Genomic DNA, 18,811 nt, shown 5'->3' on the forward strand with positions numbered 1-18,811 from the left:
TAGGGGATTTTTCGTTCCTGCAAGGCGGGCGGCGCGGCCGATGCTGGTTGCATCGGCAAGCCGACCAACGCGGCAGGGACGGAAAAGCACCGCGGAGCCGACCCGTCCGGTATCGTCAAACGGTCGCCAGGGGGGGGTGCGCGCCGTCGTCGGGCTGGCCTAGGCTTCCTCCCAAGAATATCGGAGGAAGCGAAGCATGGTCCGTATCGGACGGCGCGCCGCATTGGGCGCGGCCTTCACCCTGGCGGTCCCGCGCCTGGCGCTGGCCGCCTGGCCGGAAAGGCCGATCCGCCTGGTCATCCCCTATGGCGGCGGCGGGCAGACCGATGTCGTCTCCCGCCTGATCGGGGAGGCTATCGCCCAGCGCCTCGGCACCCCCGTCCTGGCGGACAACCGCCCCGGTGCCGCCGGCAATTTCGCCGCCGAGATCGTCAGCCGCGCCCCCGCCGATGGCTACACGATGATGGTGGGCTCGACCGGTCCGCTGGGTGGCGTCAACGCCGTGCTCTACCGGACGCTGAGCTACGACTGGCAGCGGGATTTCGCGCCGATCGGCCTGTTCACCACGGCGCAGAACGTGATCCTGGTGCACAACAGCCTGCCCGTGCGGAACCTGGCGGAGTTCATCGCCTACGCCAAGGCGAATCCCGGCCGGATCAACTACGCCTCCTCCGGCGTCGGCGCGACCACGCATCTGTCGATGGAATTGCTGTCGGAGAAAGCGGGGATCGAGATGGTCCACGTCCCCTATCGCCAATCGACGCAGGGCATGACGGATTTGCTGGCCGGTCGCGTGCAGGCGCGTAGCCTCGGCCTGCCGGAAGCGGAGCCCGTGAAGGGCAGCCCCTCCATCCGCGCGCTCGCCGTCACCGGCACGCAGCGCAACCCGCAATGGCCGGATGTGCCGACGGTGGCGGAGACGCTGCCGGGCTATGAGGCCGTGAACGCCTTCGGCCTGGCCGTCCCCGCCCGCACGCCGCCCGAGATCATCGCGCGGATGAACGAGGCGCTGAACGACGCGCTGCGCACGCCCGCTGTGCGGGAGAGTTTCCTCCGCGTCGGCGCCGACCCCGCCGCCCCCAACACGCCGGAGGAATTCGGCGCCTTCCTCCGCCAGCGGGGCGAAATCTGGTCCGCATTGGTGCGCCGCCTGAGGCTCGTCGCGGAATGAGCGCCGCCGAGGATGTCGCCGCCGCGATGCCGGAACTGACCGGCTGGATCGGCCGCAAGCGCGTGGTGGAGGAACGCATCGCGCTGGCCGCTGTGCGCCGCATCGCCGGCACCTTCGACCTGGACCCGGATGCGTTCCAGGAGGGGAGCGAAATCCCCTCCCACTGGTTCAACCTGTTCTTCAGCGACGTGGCGCGGCATTCCGCCATCGGGCCGGACGGCCACCCCCGGAAGGGCGAATTCCTGCCCCCCATCCCGCTGCCCCGCCGCATGGGCGCCGGGCGACGCGTGCGGATCCATGGCGCGCTGCGCGTCGGCGATGATGCGACGAAAACGGTGGAGGTCGCCGCGATCGCGCCCAAGGCCGCGCGCAGCGGCACTATCGTGGTCCTGACCATGCGCCACACCATCACGGCGCGCGGCGAAACGCTCGCCGTGGACGAGTTCGACGCGATCTACCGGGAAGCGGTGCCGCCCGGCGCAGCGAGCACCACCACCGCACCCATCCCCGCGCCGCCCGGCGCCGAATGGTCGGATTCCACGCTGCTCGACCCCGTCCAGGTCTTCCGCTACGGCGCCATCACCTGGAACGCCCACCGCATCCATTACGACGCCGACTACACGCGCGGCGCGGAGGGCTATCCCGCCGTCGTCATGAATGGCGGGTTGACCATGCATCTGCTGCTGGATGCCGCGTTGAAGCGAGCGCCAGGCCCGCTGCGATCCTTCTCCGCCCGCCTTATGCGGCCGTTGTTCGTGGGCGACGCCGCGCGCCTCGAAGGCGTTGCGGACGGCACCACCATCCGCGCCTGGGTCGCCGACAAGGATGGCCACCAGGCCGCCGAGATGGTCGTGGAGTGCGGCGCGTGAGCGGCGGGCCGCTGGAGGGCATTCGCGTCATCGACCTCACCTCCGTCGTCGTCGGCCCCATCTGCACGCGGATGCTGGCGGACCAGGGCGCCGACGTCATCAAGGTGGAACCGCCGGAGGGCGACATCCTCCGCCGCCTGGCGCAGGGCAGCCGCAATCCCGGCATGTCCGGCAAGTTCATCCAGTTCAACCGCAACAAGCGCTCCATCTGCCTCGATTTGAAGCAGGCGGAGGGCATGGCGGCGATGCGGAAGCTGCTGGAAACGGCGGATGTCTTCGTCAGCAATGTCCGGCCCAACGCGCTGGAACGCCTCGGCCTCGATCCCGCGACGCTGGCGGCGCTCAATCCGCGGCTGATCCATTGCGGCATCCTCGCCTTCGGCAGCGAAGGCCGCTACGCCAATCGCCCGGCCTATGACCCCGTCATCCAGTCGCTCTCGGGCGTCGCCGCCACCTTCCACCGCGCCACGGGCGAGCCCCGCTTCGTGCCCATGGTGATGACGGACCACGTCACCGGCCTCATCGCCGCGCAATGCATCGGCTTCGCCCTGTTCCGTCGCGAACGCACCGGCAAGGGCGAGGCGATCGAGGTCCCGATGTTCGAGAACATGGCGAGCTTCGTCATGAGCGAGCACATGGGCGCCGCGACCTTCGACCCGCCCACCGGCCCCTCCGGCGATGGCCGCCTGCTGAGCCCGGACTACCGCCCGCTGCCGACGAAGGACGGCTTCATCACCATCGGCCCCAACACCGATGCCCAGGCCTTCGGATTCTTCGAAGCCATCGGCCAGCCCGAACTGCGCCACGACCCGCGCCTGTCCAGCGCCAGCGCCCGCACCGCCAACGCGCCCTACTACTTCTCCATCCGGAAGGCCGCGATGGCGCAGCGCACCACGGCGGAATGGCTGGAGATCCTCTCCGCCCGCGACATCCCCTGCGCCCGCTACAACACCTTCGAGGATCTGATGCAGGACCCGCACCTGGCGGATGTGAACTTCTTCGAGCCCGAATCCCACCCGACCGAGGGCGCGCTTCGCCGCACCCGCATCCCCAACCGCTTCAGCGGCGGCATGCGCGATGACAAGCTGCCCGCGCCGCAACTCGGCGCGCAGACCGAAGAACTCCTCGCCCAGCTCGGCTACGATGCCAACCAGATCGCCCGGATGATGGCAGCCGGCGCCGCGAAAGCACCCACCGCATGACCCCCAACTGGCGCTCCCTTCTCTTCGTTCCGGCCACCGCCGAGCGCTTCATCGCCAAGGCGCATACCCGCGGCGCCGACGCGATCATCCTCGACCTGGAAGACAGCATCCCGCCCGATTCCAAGGACACGGCCCGCGCGGCACTCGCCGCCGCCGCACCGCGCGTCTCCCAATCCGGCGCCGATGTCATCGTCCGGATCAATCGGCCGTTGGAGCTCGCGCTGCCCGACATCGCCGCCGCCATCGCCGCCGGGGCGACCGGCCTGATCCTGCCCAAGGTCATGGGCCCGGAACACATCCGCCTGCTGTCCGAAGTCGTCGCCACGCGCGAAGCCGCCCACGGCATCCCGATCGGCCGCACGCGATTCCTGGCACTCGCGGAAACCGCCGCCTCGCTCCCCCACCTCTACGCCATCGCCGCGGCCGATCCGCGCATGGCAGCCCTCGCCGTTGGCGCGGAAGACCTGGCCACGGAATTCGGCGGCATCCCCTCCGCCGACAGCATGTATGTCTGGGCCATGCACTGCATCGCCGCCGCCCGCAGCGCCAACATCCTGCCCATGGGCTCGCTCGGGGCGCTGGCGCAGATCGATGACCTCGACGCCTACCGCGCCGCGCTCACCCGCGCGAAAAACCTCGGCTTCGCCACCGCCTCCTGCATCCACCCCGCCCACGTCCCCATCATCAACGAAATCTACGGCGCAACCCCCGCCGAACTCGATCGCGCCCGCCGCCTCATCGCCGCCTTCGACGACGCACTCGCCCAAGGCCTCGGCGCCGTCGCCTTCGAAGGCGCCATGATCGACCTGCCCATCGTGGAACGCGCGAAGCGATTGCTGGCCCGCGCGACGCGGGGGTGACGTAGGGCTGCGCTGGTTGCCGCAGAGAGGGGCTGCGCGCCCCTCTCCGCACCTCTCCCGCGCCAGGGGCGTCGCGCCCCTGGACCGCGAGGTTTTTTGGAAGGTGGAGGGAGGGGCACCGAGCGCGCGCCGGGCATGAACGCGCGTCTTGCCCCTCCCTCCGCCTTCCAACCACAAGGGGTCGAGGGGCCCGCTGGCCCCTCGCGGGGAAGGGGTTCGGGGAAGGGGCGGAGCCCTTTCCCCGAGGCCACCAGCGCAACGCCCTACGTCACCCCGGCGCCACGCGATCCGCCATCCGCGCCGCGCGGCTCCCCATGGGCAGTTCCGGTCCTGTCGTCGTGTCGCGGGCGGTCTGGTGTTCGGCTTCGGCGTTGAGTTCGCCGCCGAACAGCACGACGGAGGCGGAGATCCAGATCCATGTCATGAAGCCGATGACGGCGCCGAGGGATCCGTAGGTTTCGTTGTAGGTGCCGAAATTCTCCACGTAGAAGGAGAAGCCGGCGGAGCCTGCGAGCCAGGCGAGGGCCGCGAAGGTGCTGCCCCATGTCACCCAGCGCCAGCGGGCTTCGGCGCGGCTCGGTCCCCAGCGATAGAGGCAGGCCAGGATCAGCGCGATGCCCAGCAGCAGCAGGGGCCAGCGGGCGATGCGCAGCAGGGTTTCGGCCGTGCCGCCGAGCCCGATGGCGCCGAGCATGACGGGCAGGGCGATGACGGCGACCATGGCGAGGATGGCGAAGGCGATGCCGCCCAGCGTGAAGGCCAGGCTCACCAGGTTGAGGCGGATGAAGCCGCGTTTCTCCTCCTCCTCATAGACCACGTTGAGCGCGTCGAAGAGCGCCTTGGCCGCCTGGTTCGCGCTCCAGAGGGAGAGGGCGATGCCGATGAGGGCGGAGAGGCCGAGGGTTGTCTGTTCCTTGGAGGTGATGCGCGTGACCTGTTCGTTGATGATCTCCATGCCCCCGCCGGGAATGAAGCCCGACAGCGCGCCGAGGTGGTCGGACACGGTCGCGGGATCGGCGATGAGGCCGTAGAGCGAGACGAGGGCCGCGATGCCCGGGAACAGCGCCAGCAGCGTGTAGAAGGTGACGCCCGCGGCTTCGGTCAGCAGGCGGTCGCTGCCGGCCTCGCTGGCGGCGCGCTTCAGGATGTCCCACCAGCCCCGGGCGGGGATGTCGGATGGCGTGGCGGCGTGGCGGCCGGCGCCGGTGCTGTGCTGGGCCGGTTCGGGGGCGGGTTCCGGCTGCGTGCCGCGCCCCACCAGGCGGCGTGGCGGGGGCGGGCGGCCCGCGGCCTGGATGGCGAGTGCCCCGGCCAGGGCTGCCGCCGCGATCATCCAGCTTGTCTTCGCCACTTGGTCGCGCATGGCCCGTTCCCGATCCTGTTCGCGCCGACAACGCGGCAGGCGGCGCGCGGTGCCGCGGTATCGTGCGGCCGGCGCCGGGGGGCATCGTGCGGCTGGCGCCGGGGGGGCATCGTGCGGCTGGCGCCGGGGGGCATCGTGCGGCTGGCGCCGGGGGCATCACGCCGATGCCGGAAGCGGCGATTGTCCAGGGCTGGCGGGGCGGACTAGGCTCGCCTGGGTTGGAGGAGGGCAGGGCCATGGCGCTCTTGCTGACGCGACGCGCGGGGCTGGCGGCGCTGATGGGTGGCGGCTGGGCGGGCGGGCTTCGGGCGCAGCCAAACTGGCCCACGCGCCCCGTGCGCATGATCGTGCCGGCCGCGGCGGGGGCGGGGATGGATATCCTCGGCCGCGCCGTCGCGCAGGGGCTGTCGGAGGCCTGGGGCCAGCCGGTGGTGGTGGAGAACCGCTTCGGCGCCGGCGGCACGATCGGGACGGAGGCCCTCGCGAAGGCGCCGCGCGATGGCTACACGATGGGCGTGGTCAATTCATCCTCGCTCGCCATCGCGCCGGCGATCATCCCGGATGTGCAGTACAATCCGTTGACGAGCTTCGCGCCGCTCGGCCTCGGTGCCAGCAATGATTGCGCGCTGGCCGTGCGGGCGAATAGCCGGTTTCGCAGCGTGGCGGATGTGGTGGCGGCGGCGCGGGCCAGGCCCGGCGCGCTGAACTGGGCCTCGGCGGGTAGCGGGTCCTCCACCCACATGGCCGGGGAGTTGTTCCGCCTGGTGGCGGAGGTGGACATCACGCATGTGCCCTATCGCGGCAGCCCGCCGGCCATCACGGATCTGCTCGGCGGCCAGGTGGAGATGACCTTCAACACCATCAACGCGCTGCTGCCCGGCATCCGCGCCGGCACCATCCGCGCGCTGGCGACCACGGGGCAGGGCAGGGACCCCCTGCTGCCGGAGGTGCCGACCTTCGCGGAAGTGGGCTATCCCGCCTATGAGGCGAGCGGCTGGCTCGGCTTCGCCATGCCGGCGGGCACGCCGGCGGACATCGTCAGCACGGCGGCGGAGGCGATCCGGCGGATCACCGAAAGCCCGCGCTTCCGCGACATCATGACCAATGCGGGCATGCGCCCGCGCTCCCTCTCCGCGCCCGAATTCGCCGCCTTCCTGCCGGCGGAGATCGCGCGCTGGACGGATGTGGTGAAGCGGTCCGGCGCCCGGCCTGATTGAACCACGGCCTGATTGAAGGAATTGCATCCATGCCGTTGACCAGGCCGACCATCACGGGGACGCGCCATGCGGTGTCCGCGGGCCACTACCTCGCCACCGCGGCGGCCTTCTCGGTGCTGGAGGGCGGCGGCAATGCGGTGGATGCCGCCTGCGCGGCCGGCTTCGCGCTGGGGGTGCTGCAGCCGGATATCGTGAGCGTCGCGGGTGTGGCGCCCATCATGATCCGCATGGCGGATGGACGGGTGGAAACCATCGTGGGCCTCGGCCCCTGGCCGGCATCGATTCCGCCGGACCTGTTTCGGGAGAAGCATGGCGGGAAGATGCCGCCCGGCGTGCTGCGGACGGTCGTGCCAGCGGCGCCGGATGCCTGGATCACCGCGCTGCGACGGCACGGCACGATGAGCTTTTCCGACATCGCGGGCTTCGCCTGGCGCTTCGCGGCGGAGGGCTTCGCGATGTACGAGTTGCTCGCCACCAGCCTGCATAAGCGCCAGGCCGATTACGCCCGCTGGGACTACAACGCCGCCATCTTCCACCCCGGCGGCCGCGCGCCGCTCGTCGGCGAGAAATTCGTGCAGTCCGACCTGGCGCGCTCCATCGCCTACATGATGGACCAGGAAAAGGCCGCCGCCGGGCGGGGCCGCGAGGCCGGGCTGGAGGCCGCCCGCGCCGCCTTCTACGAGGGCGATTTGGCGCGGGAGATCACCGCCTTCCAGGCGCGGGAGGGCGGGTTCCTGACCATGGAGGACATGGCCCGCTATCGCAGCCCCATCGAACCTGCGCTCGCGGTCGATTGGCGCGGCCACCGCGTGCTGGGCTGCGGCCCCTGGTGCCAGGGCCCGGCGCTGCTGGAGGCGCTGCTGATCGCGGAACGCCACGGGCTGGATGGCCTGGCGCACAACTCCCCGGAATATCTGCATGTGATCGCGGAGGCGCTGAAGGGCGCCTTCGCCGATCGCGAATACCATGTGGGCGACCCGAACTTCATCGATGTGCCGATCGTGGCGATGCTGTCGGAGGCGCATGTCGCGCGTCGCGCCGCCGGCATCGATCCGGCCCGCGCGCATCCCGGCATGCCGGAACGCCTGATCGGAGCCGGCGCCGATGCGAAGCCGCCGGTCTCGGCGGAGGAGGAGCCGCCGGTGGAGGCCGGGACCTCCTATGTCTGCGTCGTGGATCGCTGGGGCAACGCGGTTTCCGCCACGCCATCCGACGGGTCCTGGACCGGGCCGCTGGTGCCGGGGACGGGGCTGATGGTCTCCGGCCGAGGCTCCCAGAACCGGCCGGACCCGACGCATCCCGCGGGCTACGCACCCGGCAAGCGGCCGCGGCTGACGCCCAACCCGGCGATGGTGGAGTTGGCGGATGGCGGCATCATGCCCTTCGGATCGCCGGGGAATGACGTGCAGCCCCAGGCGATGCTCCAGGTGCTGCTGAACATCCTGCATTTCGGCATGGAACCCCAGGCCGCGGTGGAGGCGCCGCGCGTCGCCACCTATGCCTTCCCGTCATCATCCTCGCCGCATGACTACTTCCCGGGGCGCCTGTCCCTGGAAGCCCGCATCCCGGCGGAGACGCGGGACGCGCTGGCCGCGCGCGGCCATGTCATCGCCGACTGGCCCGAATGGACGGCGCTGGCGGGCTGCGTGGAGGTGATCCGCACCGACCCCGCCAGCGGGTTGATCGCCGCCGCCGCCGATCCACGCCGCCCCGCCTACGCCATCGCGATATAGGATGAGGGCTCCCGACTCGGCGGAGCCCGAACCTTGCTGACCGACACCCGCGACTTCCTCGGCTATGGCGCCACCCCGCCTGACCCCCGCTGGCCAGGCGGGGCGCGCGTCGCCGTCTCCTTCGTCGTCAATGTCGAGGAAGGGGCGGAACTCTCCATCATCGATGGCGATGAGCGGAACGAGGCGGTCTATGAGGTGACGGATGAGGTGAAGGGCGGGCCCGACCCCTGCCGCGACACCCATTTCGAATACGGCACGCGCGTCGGCTACCACCGCATCATGCGGGTGCTCGATGCGCATGGCGCGCCCTCCACCCTCAATGCCTGCGGACGCGCCATCCAGCGGTCGCCCTGGCTGGCCCAGGATGCCGTGGCGCGGGGGCATGAGGTCGCCTGCCATGGCTGGCGCTGGGAACGCCACGCCGGCATGGAGGAAGCGCATGAACGCGCGACCATCGCCCGCGCCGTCGCCGCCATCCGGGATGCCTGCGGCACGGCGCCGCTGGGCTGGCACACCAGGTCCGCGCCCTCGGCCAACACGCGCCGCCTGCTGCTGGAACATGGCGGGTTCCTCTATGACAGCGACGCCTACAGCGACGATCTGCCCTTCTTCACCCGGGTCGGCGAAACGCGGCACCTGGTGCTGCCCTACAGCTTCGACACCAACGACATGCATTTCCACCAGGGCAGCCAGCGCTTCACCACCGCTGCCCACTTCACGGAATATTGCGTCGATGCCTATGACGCGCTGTGGGCGGAAGGCGCCGACCATCCGCGGATGCTCTCCATCGGCCTGCACCTCCGCATGATTGGCCGCGCGGGCCGCATCACGGGGCTGGACCGGCTGCTGCGCCACATGCGTGACAAGGGCGGCGCCTGGTTCGCGCGGCGCGACAGCATCGCCCGCCACTGGCTCTCCCGCTTCCCCGAGGGCGCGTGACCCCCCATATGGCCCCCATGGCAAAGCTTTCCGTCCTCGACCTCTCCCCGATCCCAGAAGGCAGCAGCGCGGGCGATGCGCTACGCAATTCGGCGTCGCTGGCGCAGCACGCCGAACGGCACGGCTACACCCGCTACTGGATGGCGGAGCACCACAACATGGTCGGCATCGCCAGCGCCGCGACGGCGGTGGCGCTGGCCCATGTCGGCGCGGCGACGCGGACCATCCGCATCGGCGCCGGCGGCATCATGCTGCCGAACCACGCGCCGCTGATGGTGGCGGAACAATTCGGCACGCTCGCCGCGCTGCATCCCGGGCGGATCGACCTCGGCCTTGGCCGCGCGCCCGGGTCGGACCAGCTGGCGGCCCGCGCGCTGCGCCGCAACCTCGATGGCGATGTCGAGGATTTCCCCCGCGACGTCATCGAATTGCTGAACTACTTCAAGCCGGCCGAGCCCGGCCAGCGCCTGGTCGCCGTGCCGGGCGCGGGGGAGAGCGTGGAGGCCTGGATCCTCGGCTCCTCCACCTATGGCGCGCAATTGGCGGCCATGCTCGGCCTGCCCTATGCCTTCGCCTCCCATTTCGCGCCGGGGCAGATGATGGATGCGGTCGCGATCTACCGGGAGCGTTTCCGGCCCTCCGACCGGCTCGCGAAGCCGCATGTCATGCTCGGCGTGAACGTGTTTGCCGCGGAGACGGATGCGGAGGCGCGGCTGCTGTTCACGTCATTGCAGCAGGCCTTCCTGAACCTGCGTCGCGGCACGCCGGGCAAGCTGCCGCCGCCGAAGGCCGATTTGATGCTGGACCCGCAGGCGCAGGCGATGCTGTCGCATTCGCTCTCCTGCTCCATCGTCGGCGGGCCGGAGAGTGTGAAGCGCGGCCTGGCCGAGTTCATCGCCCGCACCGGCGCGGATGAATTGATGGTGACGGCGCAGATCCATGACCACCAGGCGCGGCTGCGATCCTTCGCCATCCTGGCCGATGTGGCGCGGGACGTGCCGGATCGCATCGCCGCCTGACGCGCCCGCGGGCGTGTTCGATCGCGCGCCGAAACCGATTGCCCCCGCCGCCCCGCATGGCACCATGCGCGGGCGGCGGAAGGGGCACCGATGGACCAGATCGACCACACCAGGATTGAGGATGAGCCCCTGCTGCTCACCCCCGGTCCCGTCACCCTGTCCATGCGCGTCAAGCGCGCCATGCTGCGGGACCTCGCTTCCGGCGAGGCGGAGATGCAGGAGACCATCGCCTGGTCGCGGCGATACCTGCTGGACCTCTGCAACGCGCATGGCACGCACACCGCGATTCCGCTGGTGGGCAGCGGAACCTCGGGCACGGAGGCCGTCATCGGCAGCTTCGTGCCGCCCAACGGCAAGCTGCTGATCCACACCAATGGCGTCTATGGCGACCGCCTGGTGGAGATTGCGCGCCGCATCCGCATCCCCTTCACCAGCTTCCGCACCGCCCCCTACACGCCGCCGACGCCCGGGCAGTTCGAGGCCGCCATCGCCGCCGACCCCGGCATCACCCATGTGATGGTCGTGCATTGCGAGACCTCCACCGGCATCCTGAACCCGGTCGAGTCCATCGCCGCGGTGTGCCGGCGCGCCGGCAAGGGCCTGCTGATCGATGCGGTGGCGAGCTTCGGCGCCTTCACGCTGGATGCGAAGACGCTGTCCTTCGATGCCCTGATCTGTTCCGCCAACAAGGGCTTGCAGGCGCCGCCCGGCCTGGCCTGGGTGGTGGCCAAGAAATCCGCGCTCGAGGAAGCGAAGGGCAATTGCCACAGCCTGACGCTCGACCTGTGGGACCAGAACCAGCACCTCGACCGCACGGGCATGTTCCGCTTCACGCCGGCGACGCATCTGCTGCTGGGCTTCGCGGAGGCGCTGCGCGAACACGCTGAGGAGGGCGGCATCGCGGGCCGCCACGAACGATACCGCCGCAGCTGGCGCCGCCTGGTGGACGGCATGCGCCAGATGGGTTTCCGCACGCTGCTGGAGGATGAGGTCGCGTCCCCCATCGTCGCGACCTTCCACGAACCGCTCGACCCCGCCTATTCCTTCAAGGCGCTGTATGAGGGGATGAAGAAGCGCGGCTTCATCATCTTCCCCGGCCGCCTGGCCGCCGCCAACACCTTCCGCATCGCCTGCATCGGCGTGGTGACGGAACACGACATCGGCCGCGCGCTGGATGCGCTGGAGGAGACGATGCGGGCGATGGGCGTGGCGGGAATGGGAAGGACCTGACCGCCCCCCGACCCTTGCCGGGCCGCGCACCGCGCGGTTCCTGCAACCGCAAGGGTTTTCGTGATGCCGAAGGCGGCAGCCAGGGAAACCTCGGTGCCGGCGCTCGTTCCTGTGGGTGAGCCAGGAGACCACCCATGTCCGCGACCTTGACCGACCCCGCGATCACGCCCGCCTATTACCAGCCCTTCTTCGACAGTTTCGATGCGGGCATCGTCAACTTCCCCGATACCTGGAACGTGGATACCTCCGTCGCGGGCCAGATCACGCTGCACTCCCCGGAATACTACCTGACCTCCGGCATGATGGAGGCGACGGGCAGCGCGGATATGGGCCATGGCTACGGAACCTACACGATCAACGCGATGCTGGAGGGAATCTATCCCGGCTCCGCCATCATGCTCTGGAACGCGCCGAATGAGTGGCCGCTGTCGGAGATCGACATCGCGGAGACCTCGGAAGCCGGCGATGGGCAGCAATACGCGGCGCTGCATTGGGACGATAATGGGCAGGACCGCTTCTCCCAGCTCTGGTACGATCCGGCGATCCGCCCCGGGGTCGCGCATACCTACCAGGCCGTCTGGGAACCCGATCGCATCACGATGAAGGTGGATGGCGTGACGCAGGCGGTCTTCACCGTCGCCGTGCCGAAGGACTTCGCCGATGGCGGCTGGAACCACGTCTTCGCCTTCTACAACAACAAGCCCGAGACATCGCTGACCGTCTATGACGTGAAGTACGAACCGCTCTCGGGCGGTACCCCCGCCACGCCGCCGCCCCCGCCTGCGCCGACGGACCCCGCGCCCGCCCCGGCAGCCGGCGTGGTGGATTGGAACGGCCTCGCCGCCGCGGTGGAGGCGAACTACCTGCTGACCGGCCAGTGGTACATCCCGGAGGGCTGGAACGCCGACGGCACGCGTAGCACCACGACCGCGACGCCCCCGCCGCCACCCCCGCCATCCGGCACCACGCCCGACCCGACGCCGCTGCCGCCGCCCGCCCCGGTGGCCAACGCCGTCGTGGATTGGGAGGGCCTGGCCGCCGAGATGGAGGCGAACCACGCCGTCACCGGCCATTGGTACATCCCGGAGGGCTGGAACGCCGATGGCACCCGCGTCGCCCCGGTGACCCCCGACATGACGGGCGCCTGGATCGTCTGATCCCCGCCGGGGAACCCCGGCCCCGCACTGCGTTTACAGCCCTGTCCCGCCGGTTGAGGCGGGCGGCGCCGGCGCGACGCCTGCGCCGGCGGCCCGGTCCAGCCCCTCCATCCGGCGGGGCCGCCCGGCGGGATGTGCCGGGATCGTCCGGGCCCGGCACATGACGAAAGTGGACCCCATGCTCGATACCATCACAGCGCGGCCTGCGCCTGTTCCGACTGCGGCGCCGCGGCGCCCGTCGCTCATCATCGCCGCACCCTGGCCCTATCACCCGACCTGCGGCATCGGCGGCGGCGTGCTGTGCTTTCAGCTGCTCGAACGCCTGGCCGCGCGCTACGCGATCCACTTCGTCGCCTTCGACCAGGTGCCGCATGATGCGGAGGGTGGGCGCCGCGCGCTGCAACGCCTTTGCGCCAGCGTCACGCTGGTGCCCATGCCCGCTGCCTCCGGCGGCCTCTCCGACAAATGGGGGCAGCTGAGCCAGGTGGTGCTGCGCCAGCCGCGGGAGGTGCGCGGCATGGCCAGCCCCGCCATGGCCCGCGCCATCGCCCATCTGGCGGCCACCACCGATGCCGAGGCCGCGCTGCTGCAATTCCCGCAGATGGCGCAATACGCCGGCGATTGCGGGGACGTGCCGGTGGCGGTGGATACGCAGGATGTCGCCATCGTCTCCCGCTTCAGGGAATGGCGCAGCGCGCGGGGGGGCGCGAAGCGGCTGACGCGGCTGGTCGCCTGGCTGGCCTGGCTGCGCTACGAACTGCATTGGTACGCGCAGGCCGATGGGCTGGTGGCGCTGAGCGACAATGACCAGGGCGTGCTGCGATCCTTCTTCCCCGACACGCCCTGCCTGCTGAGCCCCGTGGCGGCGGAGATCCTCCCCCGCGCGCCGGGAAGGGGCCGGGGTGGCTACGCCGCCTTCATCGGCAATTTCGACCACGCGCCGAACCGCGACGCGCTGGAATGGCTGCTGGCCGCCATCTGGCCCGCCGTGCGGCGGGAACTGCCGGAGATGGAACTCCACATCGCCGGCCCCGGTATCCCCGCCTTCGCCGCGGACCATGCGGCGGAGGGCGTGGTGGTGCGCGGCTTCGTCGAAAGCCTGGATGATTTCTACGGCGATGCGCGCCTGGCGCTGGTGCCCTACCGCTTCGGCGGCGGCACCAAGATCAAGGCGCTGGACGCCATGGCGCGCGGCTGTCCCGTCGTGGCGACGCCGATCGGGGCGGAGGGCCTGGGCGTGACCCCAGGGGTGGAGATGGAGGTCGCCATCGATGCCGCCGGTTTTGCCGCGGCGGTGGTGCGCGTCGGCGGCTCCGACACGCTGGCCGACCGCCTGGCCGACGCCGCGCAGCACCACCTGGCGCGCCATTTCTCCTGGGACGGCAAGGTGCGGATGCTGGCGGCGATGCTGGAGGAGCTCGGCACGGCCCGGCGCGCGCGATCGGGGAAAGCGGTGCGGGAGACGGTAGGGGGATAGGGGGCTGCGGCGGGTCAGAATCTCTCCGCCGCATACCCCGCCATGTCCAGATTCCCCGGTCGCCCCATGATCTGCGGCGCCAGCATTTCGGCCGTCGGCGCCGATCCGGTCAGGCCGAGATGCCCGTGCCCGAAGGCGAACCACAGGCCCTTCACCCGCTGCGCCGGGCCGATCACCGGCACGCTGTCCGGCAGGCAGGGGCGGTGGCCCATCCAGAAGTCTTCCGCCTCCTCCACCCGCGCCTGCGGGAAGACCGCCGCCAGGTCGCCATAGAGCAGCCGCGCGCGTTCCTCGTTCGGCGGCCGTTCCAGCCCGCCGAATTCCACCGTGCCGGCGACGCGCAGCGCGCCTTCCATGGGCGTGATGAAGACCTTCCGGTCCGCCGGGATCACCGGGCGCTGCAGCGCAAGGCCGGTGTCGGGCAGGTTCACGTGGTAGCCGCGCTGGGTTTCCAGCGGGATGCGGTAGCCCAGCGGCGCGACCAGGCGCGCGGACCAGGCGCCGGCGGCCACCACCACTTCCTCGGCGGTGTGGTGCATGTATTCGCCCTGCGCGCCGGTCACGCGGCCATCCTGCGTGGTCAGGGCCAGCACGCGGTCCTGCCGGATCTCGCCGCCCGCCTCCCGGAAGGCCTCCGCCACCGCCCGCGCATAGCGGGCGGGGGAGGCGCAATGCGTGTGGTCCGGCAGGAAGATGCCGATCTGGTAGGCCGGGCCGATCGAGGGCTCCAGCGCCTCGATCGCCTTGCGGTCGATCTGCCGGACATCGGCGCCATGGGCCCGGCGCATCGCCCAGCTGCCGGCATCCTTGGAAAGCTGCTTCTCGTCCCGGTAGACATAGAGCTGCCCGTTGGCGACCAGCACCTCCGGCACCCCCACCTCCCGCGCCAGGGCCTGGTGCTGTTCGGTGGCCAGGCGGAGCAGCTGGTCCAGCGCCTGGCCGACTCGCGTCACGGTGGCGGGCGTCGCGGCGGCGACGAAGCGGGCCAGCCAGGGCGCGGCGCGCAGCCAGTAGCCGGCGGGGATATGCAGCGGCGCCGCGGGGTCCAGCAGCATCCGCGGCACCGTCTTCAGCACGCCCGGCGTCGCCAGCGGCACGACGGAACTGGTGGAGATGGCGCCAGCATTGCCGAAGCTGGCGCCCCCTTCGCCCGGGGGTTCGGGGTCCACGATCGCGACATCGGCGCCCAGGCGCTGCAACCGCCAGGCCAGGGCAAGCCCCACGATCCCCGCCCCCACCACCAGAACCCGCTTGCGCGCCATCACCATTCCCCACCGAAGCGCGGGGACGGTAGGGCCGACACGGACAAGGGCAAAGCCCCCCGGAAAGCCCTGGAACCGCCCGCGATGTTTCTGCTACGTTCCTGCCGCCAGCGCCCTTTCCACGGCCGGGGCGGGGCCCCCCGTCAAACGGTGCTAAAACGACTAAAAGCCCTAAATGCGTTTAGAAATTTAGGGCGTGTTTCATGTCTGATCAATGACTTGCGGGCAGAGCGGGGCGGTGGTCCTCAAATTCTAAACGCCCTCAATCCGCTTTACGCCCGCGGCCGGAACCCGGCGGCGGCCGCCGCCAGCCCCACGCCCAGCAGCATCATCAGCGCCATCGGCAGCGGAGTCCCGTTGCTCAGCGCGCCCACCAACGCCGCCCCCAGCGCGGCCAGCGCGAATTGCAGCGTGCCCATCAAGGCGGAGGCACTGCCCGCCCGCGTCGCATGGCGCGCCAGCGCCCCCACGGCGGAGTTCGGGAAGACCAGCCCCGTCGAGGCTAGCGCCACCACGGAGGGGATGAAGATGCCGAGGAATCCGCCGAAGCCTGTCGCCGCGCAGACCGCCATCACCACCACCGCGGCGAAGCTGGCCTGTAGCGCCAGCGTCGGCACCCGCCTGGTGCCGAGCCGCCGCAGCAGCCAGGGATTGACCTGGGATGCCGCGATGAACCCCGTCGCGCTGATGCCGAAGAACAGGCCGAACTGCGCCGGCGCGATGCCGTATTGCTGGATGTAGACGTCGGGCGCGCCGCTGATGAAGGCGAAGACCGCGAACATCGCCGCGCCGCCCATCACGGCATGGGTGATGAAGCCGCGCTCCGTTGCTATGCGCCCGAAATCCGCCAGCATCCCCAGCGGGGACCGCCGGCTGCGCATATGCGGGGGCAGCGTCTCCGGCAGCAGGGTCCAGGCCAGGGCGCAGGAGGCCGCGCCATAGAAGGCGGAGGCCCAGAAGATCGTCCGCCAGCCGCCACCCACCAGCAGCAGGCCACCGATGGTCGGCGCCAGGATGGGCGCGGCACCCATCACCAGCATCAGGCGGGACATGAGCTTCGCCGCCTCATGCCCCGTCGCCAGGTCGCGCACCATCGCGCGCGGGATCACCGCGCTGGCCGCGCCGCCGAAGGCCGCGACGCAGCGCCAGAAGGAAAGGGTCATCATATCAGGCGCCAGCGCGCAGCCGACGGAGGCCACGGTGTAGATCGCCGTCCCGATCACCAGCGGCCGCCTCCGCCCGAGGCGATCCGCCAGCGTCCCCTGCACCAGCTGCCCCACCGCGAGTCCCACGAACCAGGCCGCCAGCGTGATCTGCACGCCACCCCAGCCCGTGCCCAGCTCCGCCTCGATGGCGGGGAAGGCCGGCAGGTACATGTCGGTGGAGAGCGGGCCGACGGCGGTCAGGAAGCCGAGGAGAAGCGGAAGCCAGCGGGGCATGGAAGGTCCGGCGGAGGTCCCCTCTGGCTTAGCACGCCAGCCCGGCAGCGGGGGGGCGATCACGGCGGGATGAACGCCGGCGCCATCTTTGCGGGGACGCCCCGCCCTCCCTATCCTGGCGCGGACAGGGTTAGGACAAGGCGCGATGTCTGCCGAAGACAATTTCGACTACGTGATCGTGGGCTCCGGCGCCGCCGGCTCCGTCCTCGCCAACCGGCTGACCAGCGACCCGGGCGTGACGGTCTGCGTGCTGGAAGCCGGGCCGCCGGACCGCAACCCCTTCATCCATCTGCCCGCCGGCTTCGTGAAGACGCTGGCCGATCCCGGCGTCACCTGGCAGTTCAAGACCGAGGGCATCCCGATGACGGGCGGCCGCCGCATCAGCACCACCCAGGGCCGCACGCTCGGCGGGGGGTCCTCCGTCAACGGCATGATCTACAACCGCGGCCAGCCCGCAGACCTCGACAGCTGGGCGCAGCGCGGCAATCGCGGCTGGGGCTATTCGGATTGCCTGCCCTATTACCGCCGCAGCGAGAATCGCATCGGCCCAGTGGGGAAGGAAATCGGGGAGACGCGCGGCAAGACCGATGGCGGCATCCCCGTCACCGACATGGACTGGATCCATCCGGTGTCGGAGGCCTTCATCGAGGGCTGCCTCGGCCTCGGCATTCCCCGTGCCAAGGACTACAATTCCGGCGACCAGGCCGGCGTCGGCTACTACCAGCGCACCATCCGCAACGGCCGCCGCGTCTCCGCCGCCCGCGCCTTCCTCAAGCCCGCCATGGCGCGTCCCAACCTGGAAGTCCGCACCAATGCGCGGGCTAGCCGCATCCTGTTCGAGGGCAAGCGCGCGACCGGCATCGAATACCTGCATGGCCCCGGCGAAACCCCGAAGCGCGTGATGGCGCGGCGGGAGGTCATCATCTCCGCCGGCACCTGCAACACGGCGCGGCTGCTGCAGGTCTCGGGCGTCGGGCCGGCGGACCTGCTCGGCAAGCTGGGGGTGCCGGTGGTGCATGAACTTCGTGGCGTCGGTTCCAACTTCCGGGACCACTACGCATCCCGCCTGGTGATGCGCGCCAAGCCGGGGGTGGAGACGCTCAACCAGCTCGGCCGCGGCCTCAAGCTCGGCGCGCAGCTCGCGCGCTGGGCACTGGGGAAGCCCAACATCCTCGCCACCGCGCCATCCCATGTGCACGTCTTCTGGAAAAGCTTCGAGGGTCTGGACCAGCCGGACCTGCAATGCGTCTTCACGCCCGGCAGCTACGCCGAGGGCAAGGTCTACATCCTGGACGACTACCCCGGCGTCACCGCCGGTTCGTGGCAGCATCGCCCGGAAAGCACGGGCTGGGTGCGCGCCCGCAGCACCAACGTCTTCGAGGACCCGGAGATCAACCCCAACTACCTCTCCGACCCCATGGACATCCGCGTCCACCTGGCCGGGATGCGCCTGGTGCGGCGGATGCTGAACACGCCGCAACTCTCCCGCTTCCTGGAAAGCGAAACCCTGCCCGGGCCCTCCGTCCAGTCCGACGACGAATTGCTGGACTTCGCCAAGAAGAACGGCAGCACCACCTACCACCTGATCGGCACGGCCCGCATGGGGCCGGACACGGACCCCACCGCCGTCGTCAATGACCGCCTGCTGGTGCACGGGATGCAATCGCTGCGCATCGTCGACGCCTCCATCATGCCCTCCATGCCATCGGCCAACACCTACGCCACCACGCTGATGATCGCCGAACGCGCGGCCGACTTCATCCGGGGGCGGGAGAGCGCGGCGGAGGCGGCGTGAGGCGTTCGGACGGCGCGCTTGTTGCCCGGGGAAGGGACGCTGTCCCTTCCCCGATACCCCAACCCTGCCAAGGGCCAG

Annotated in this window: 15 protein-coding genes; 12 read left to right on the plus strand and 3 right to left on the minus strand. The window is 70.6% G+C overall.

The genetic code is table 11. From position 1 onward, the window contains the following. Positions 1-196: 196 nt before the first annotated feature. From ACTIE5_RS02040 to ACTIE5_RS02055, 4 genes are read left to right on the plus strand one after another with little or no spacing between them, the layout of a single operon-like run. On the plus strand, positions 197-1,171 hold the full coding sequence (locus ACTIE5_RS02040; protein WP_439548026.1) for a Bug family tripartite tricarboxylate transporter substrate binding protein: 975 nt from the start codon (positions 197-199) through the stop codon (positions 1,169-1,171). Next, positions 1,168-2,040: an FAS1-like dehydratase domain-containing protein gene (locus ACTIE5_RS02045; protein WP_439548027.1), complete on the plus strand. Its 873-nt coding sequence runs from the start codon at positions 1,168-1,170 to the stop codon at positions 2,038-2,040. The genes ACTIE5_RS02040 and ACTIE5_RS02045 overlap by 4 nt, the downstream gene beginning before the upstream one ends. After that, a complete protein-coding gene (locus tag ACTIE5_RS02050) occupies positions 2,037-3,242 on the plus strand; it encodes a CaiB/BaiF CoA transferase family protein (protein WP_439548028.1) in 1,206 nt (401 codons plus the stop codon). The genes ACTIE5_RS02045 and ACTIE5_RS02050 overlap by 4 nt, the downstream gene beginning before the upstream one ends. After that, positions 3,239-4,102, plus strand: coding sequence for an HpcH/HpaI aldolase/citrate lyase family protein (locus ACTIE5_RS02055; RefSeq protein ID WP_439548029.1), 864 nt, complete (start codon positions 3,239-3,241; stop codon positions 4,100-4,102). Before ACTIE5_RS02050 ends, ACTIE5_RS02055 begins: the two co-directional genes overlap by 4 nt. A 268-nt stretch (positions 4,103-4,370) precedes the next feature. Here the strand turns inward: ACTIE5_RS02055 and ACTIE5_RS02060 are convergent, their stop codons facing one another. Beyond that, entirely contained in the window at positions 4,371-5,465 is a 1,095-nt protein-coding gene (locus ACTIE5_RS02060; RefSeq protein ID WP_439548030.1) for a YihY/virulence factor BrkB family protein, read from the minus strand. A gap of 236 nt (positions 5,466-5,701) precedes the next feature. Between ACTIE5_RS02060 and ACTIE5_RS02065 the strand changes: the two genes are divergently transcribed. The 7 genes from ACTIE5_RS02065 to ACTIE5_RS02095 all read left to right on the plus strand — a co-directional run bounded on the left by ACTIE5_RS02065 (position 5,702) and on the right by ACTIE5_RS02095 (position 14,237). Continuing rightward, positions 5,702-6,682, plus strand: coding sequence for a Bug family tripartite tricarboxylate transporter substrate binding protein (locus tag ACTIE5_RS02065; protein ID WP_439548031.1), 981 nt, complete (start codon positions 5,702-5,704; stop codon positions 6,680-6,682). A gap of 29 nt (positions 6,683-6,711) precedes the next feature. Beyond that, entirely contained in the window at positions 6,712-8,415 is a 1,704-nt protein-coding gene (locus tag ACTIE5_RS02070) for a gamma-glutamyltransferase family protein (RefSeq protein WP_439548032.1), read from the plus strand. A gap of 33 nt (positions 8,416-8,448) precedes the next feature. Continuing rightward, positions 8,449-9,354 (plus strand): polysaccharide deacetylase family protein, encoded by a 906-nt coding sequence (locus tag ACTIE5_RS02075; RefSeq protein ID WP_439548033.1) that lies wholly within the window; start codon positions 8,449-8,451, stop codon positions 9,352-9,354. A gap of 17 nt (positions 9,355-9,371) precedes the next feature. Continuing rightward, positions 9,372-10,373, plus strand: a complete 1,002-nt coding sequence (locus ACTIE5_RS02080; RefSeq protein ID WP_439548640.1) for an LLM class flavin-dependent oxidoreductase — start codon at positions 9,372-9,374, stop codon at positions 10,371-10,373. A 90-nt stretch (positions 10,374-10,463) separates the two neighbouring features. After that, a complete protein-coding gene (locus ACTIE5_RS02085; RefSeq protein ID WP_439548034.1) occupies positions 10,464-11,603 on the plus strand; it encodes a 2-aminoethylphosphonate--pyruvate transaminase in 1,140 nt (379 codons plus the stop codon). Between the two features lie 134 nt (positions 11,604-11,737). Beyond that, entirely contained in the window at positions 11,738-12,760 is a 1,023-nt protein-coding gene (locus tag ACTIE5_RS02090) for a family 16 glycosylhydrolase (RefSeq protein WP_439548035.1), read from the plus strand. Between the two features lie 178 nt (positions 12,761-12,938). Then, on the plus strand, positions 12,939-14,237 hold the full coding sequence (locus ACTIE5_RS02095) for a glycosyltransferase (RefSeq protein ID WP_439548036.1): 1,299 nt from the start codon (positions 12,939-12,941) through the stop codon (positions 14,235-14,237). Between the two features lie 14 nt (positions 14,238-14,251). On the opposite strand, the gene ACTIE5_RS02100 is transcribed toward ACTIE5_RS02095, so the two are convergent. Then, a complete protein-coding gene (locus ACTIE5_RS02100) occupies positions 14,252-15,499 on the minus strand; it encodes an NAD(P)/FAD-dependent oxidoreductase (RefSeq protein WP_439548037.1) in 1,248 nt (415 codons plus the stop codon). A 272-nt stretch (positions 15,500-15,771) separates the two neighbouring features. Beyond that, entirely contained in the window at positions 15,772-16,938 is a 1,167-nt protein-coding gene (locus tag ACTIE5_RS02105) for a multidrug effflux MFS transporter (protein ID WP_439548038.1), read from the minus strand. Positions 16,939-17,083: 145 nt separating this feature from the next. Here ACTIE5_RS02105 and ACTIE5_RS02110 point away from each other — a divergent pair, with 145 nt between their 5' ends. Continuing rightward, entirely contained in the window at positions 17,084-18,733 is a 1,650-nt protein-coding gene (locus tag ACTIE5_RS02110) for a GMC family oxidoreductase (protein WP_439548039.1), read from the plus strand. Positions 18,734-18,811: the final 78 nt, after the last annotated feature.

This window comes from Falsiroseomonas sp. (assembly GCF_051859025.1).
GTDB lineage: Bacteria > Pseudomonadota > Alphaproteobacteria > Acetobacterales > Acetobacteraceae > Falsiroseomonas.

Bases quoted from the DNA above. Each gene is read 5' to 3' on its own strand.
- ACTIE5_RS02090 (WP_439548035.1), top strand. From the start codon at position 11,738: ATGTCCGCGACCTTGACCGACCCCGCGATCACGCCCGCCTATTACCAG.
- ACTIE5_RS02085 (WP_439548034.1), top strand. From the start codon at position 10,464: ATGGACCAGATCGACCACACCAGGATTGAGGATGAGCCCCTGCTGCTC.
- ACTIE5_RS02040 (WP_439548026.1), top strand. From the start codon at position 197: ATGGTCCGTATCGGACGGCGCGCCGCATTGGGCGCGGCCTTCACCCTG.
- ACTIE5_RS02065 (WP_439548031.1), top strand. From the start codon at position 5,702: ATGGCGCTCTTGCTGACGCGACGCGCGGGGCTGGCGGCGCTGATGGGT.
- ACTIE5_RS02095 (WP_439548036.1), top strand. From the start codon at position 12,939: ATGCTCGATACCATCACAGCGCGGCCTGCGCCTGTTCCGACTGCGGCG.
- ACTIE5_RS02080 (WP_439548640.1), top strand. From the start codon at position 9,372: ATGGCAAAGCTTTCCGTCCTCGACCTCTCCCCGATCCCAGAAGGCAGC.
- ACTIE5_RS02070 (WP_439548032.1), top strand. From the start codon at position 6,712: ATGCCGTTGACCAGGCCGACCATCACGGGGACGCGCCATGCGGTGTCC.
- ACTIE5_RS02105 (WP_439548038.1), bottom strand. From the start codon at position 16,938: ATGCCCCGCTGGCTTCCGCTTCTCCTCGGCTTCCTGACCGCCGTCGGC.
- ACTIE5_RS02060 (WP_439548030.1), bottom strand. From the start codon at position 5,465: ATGCGCGACCAAGTGGCGAAGACAAGCTGGATGATCGCGGCGGCAGCC.
- ACTIE5_RS02055 (WP_439548029.1), top strand. From the start codon at position 3,239: ATGACCCCCAACTGGCGCTCCCTTCTCTTCGTTCCGGCCACCGCCGAG.
- ACTIE5_RS02110 (WP_439548039.1), top strand. From the start codon at position 17,084: ATGTCTGCCGAAGACAATTTCGACTACGTGATCGTGGGCTCCGGCGCC.
- ACTIE5_RS02045 (WP_439548027.1), top strand. From the start codon at position 1,168: ATGAGCGCCGCCGAGGATGTCGCCGCCGCGATGCCGGAACTGACCGGC.
- ACTIE5_RS02100 (WP_439548037.1), bottom strand. From the start codon at position 15,499: ATGGCGCGCAAGCGGGTTCTGGTGGTGGGGGCGGGGATCGTGGGGCTT.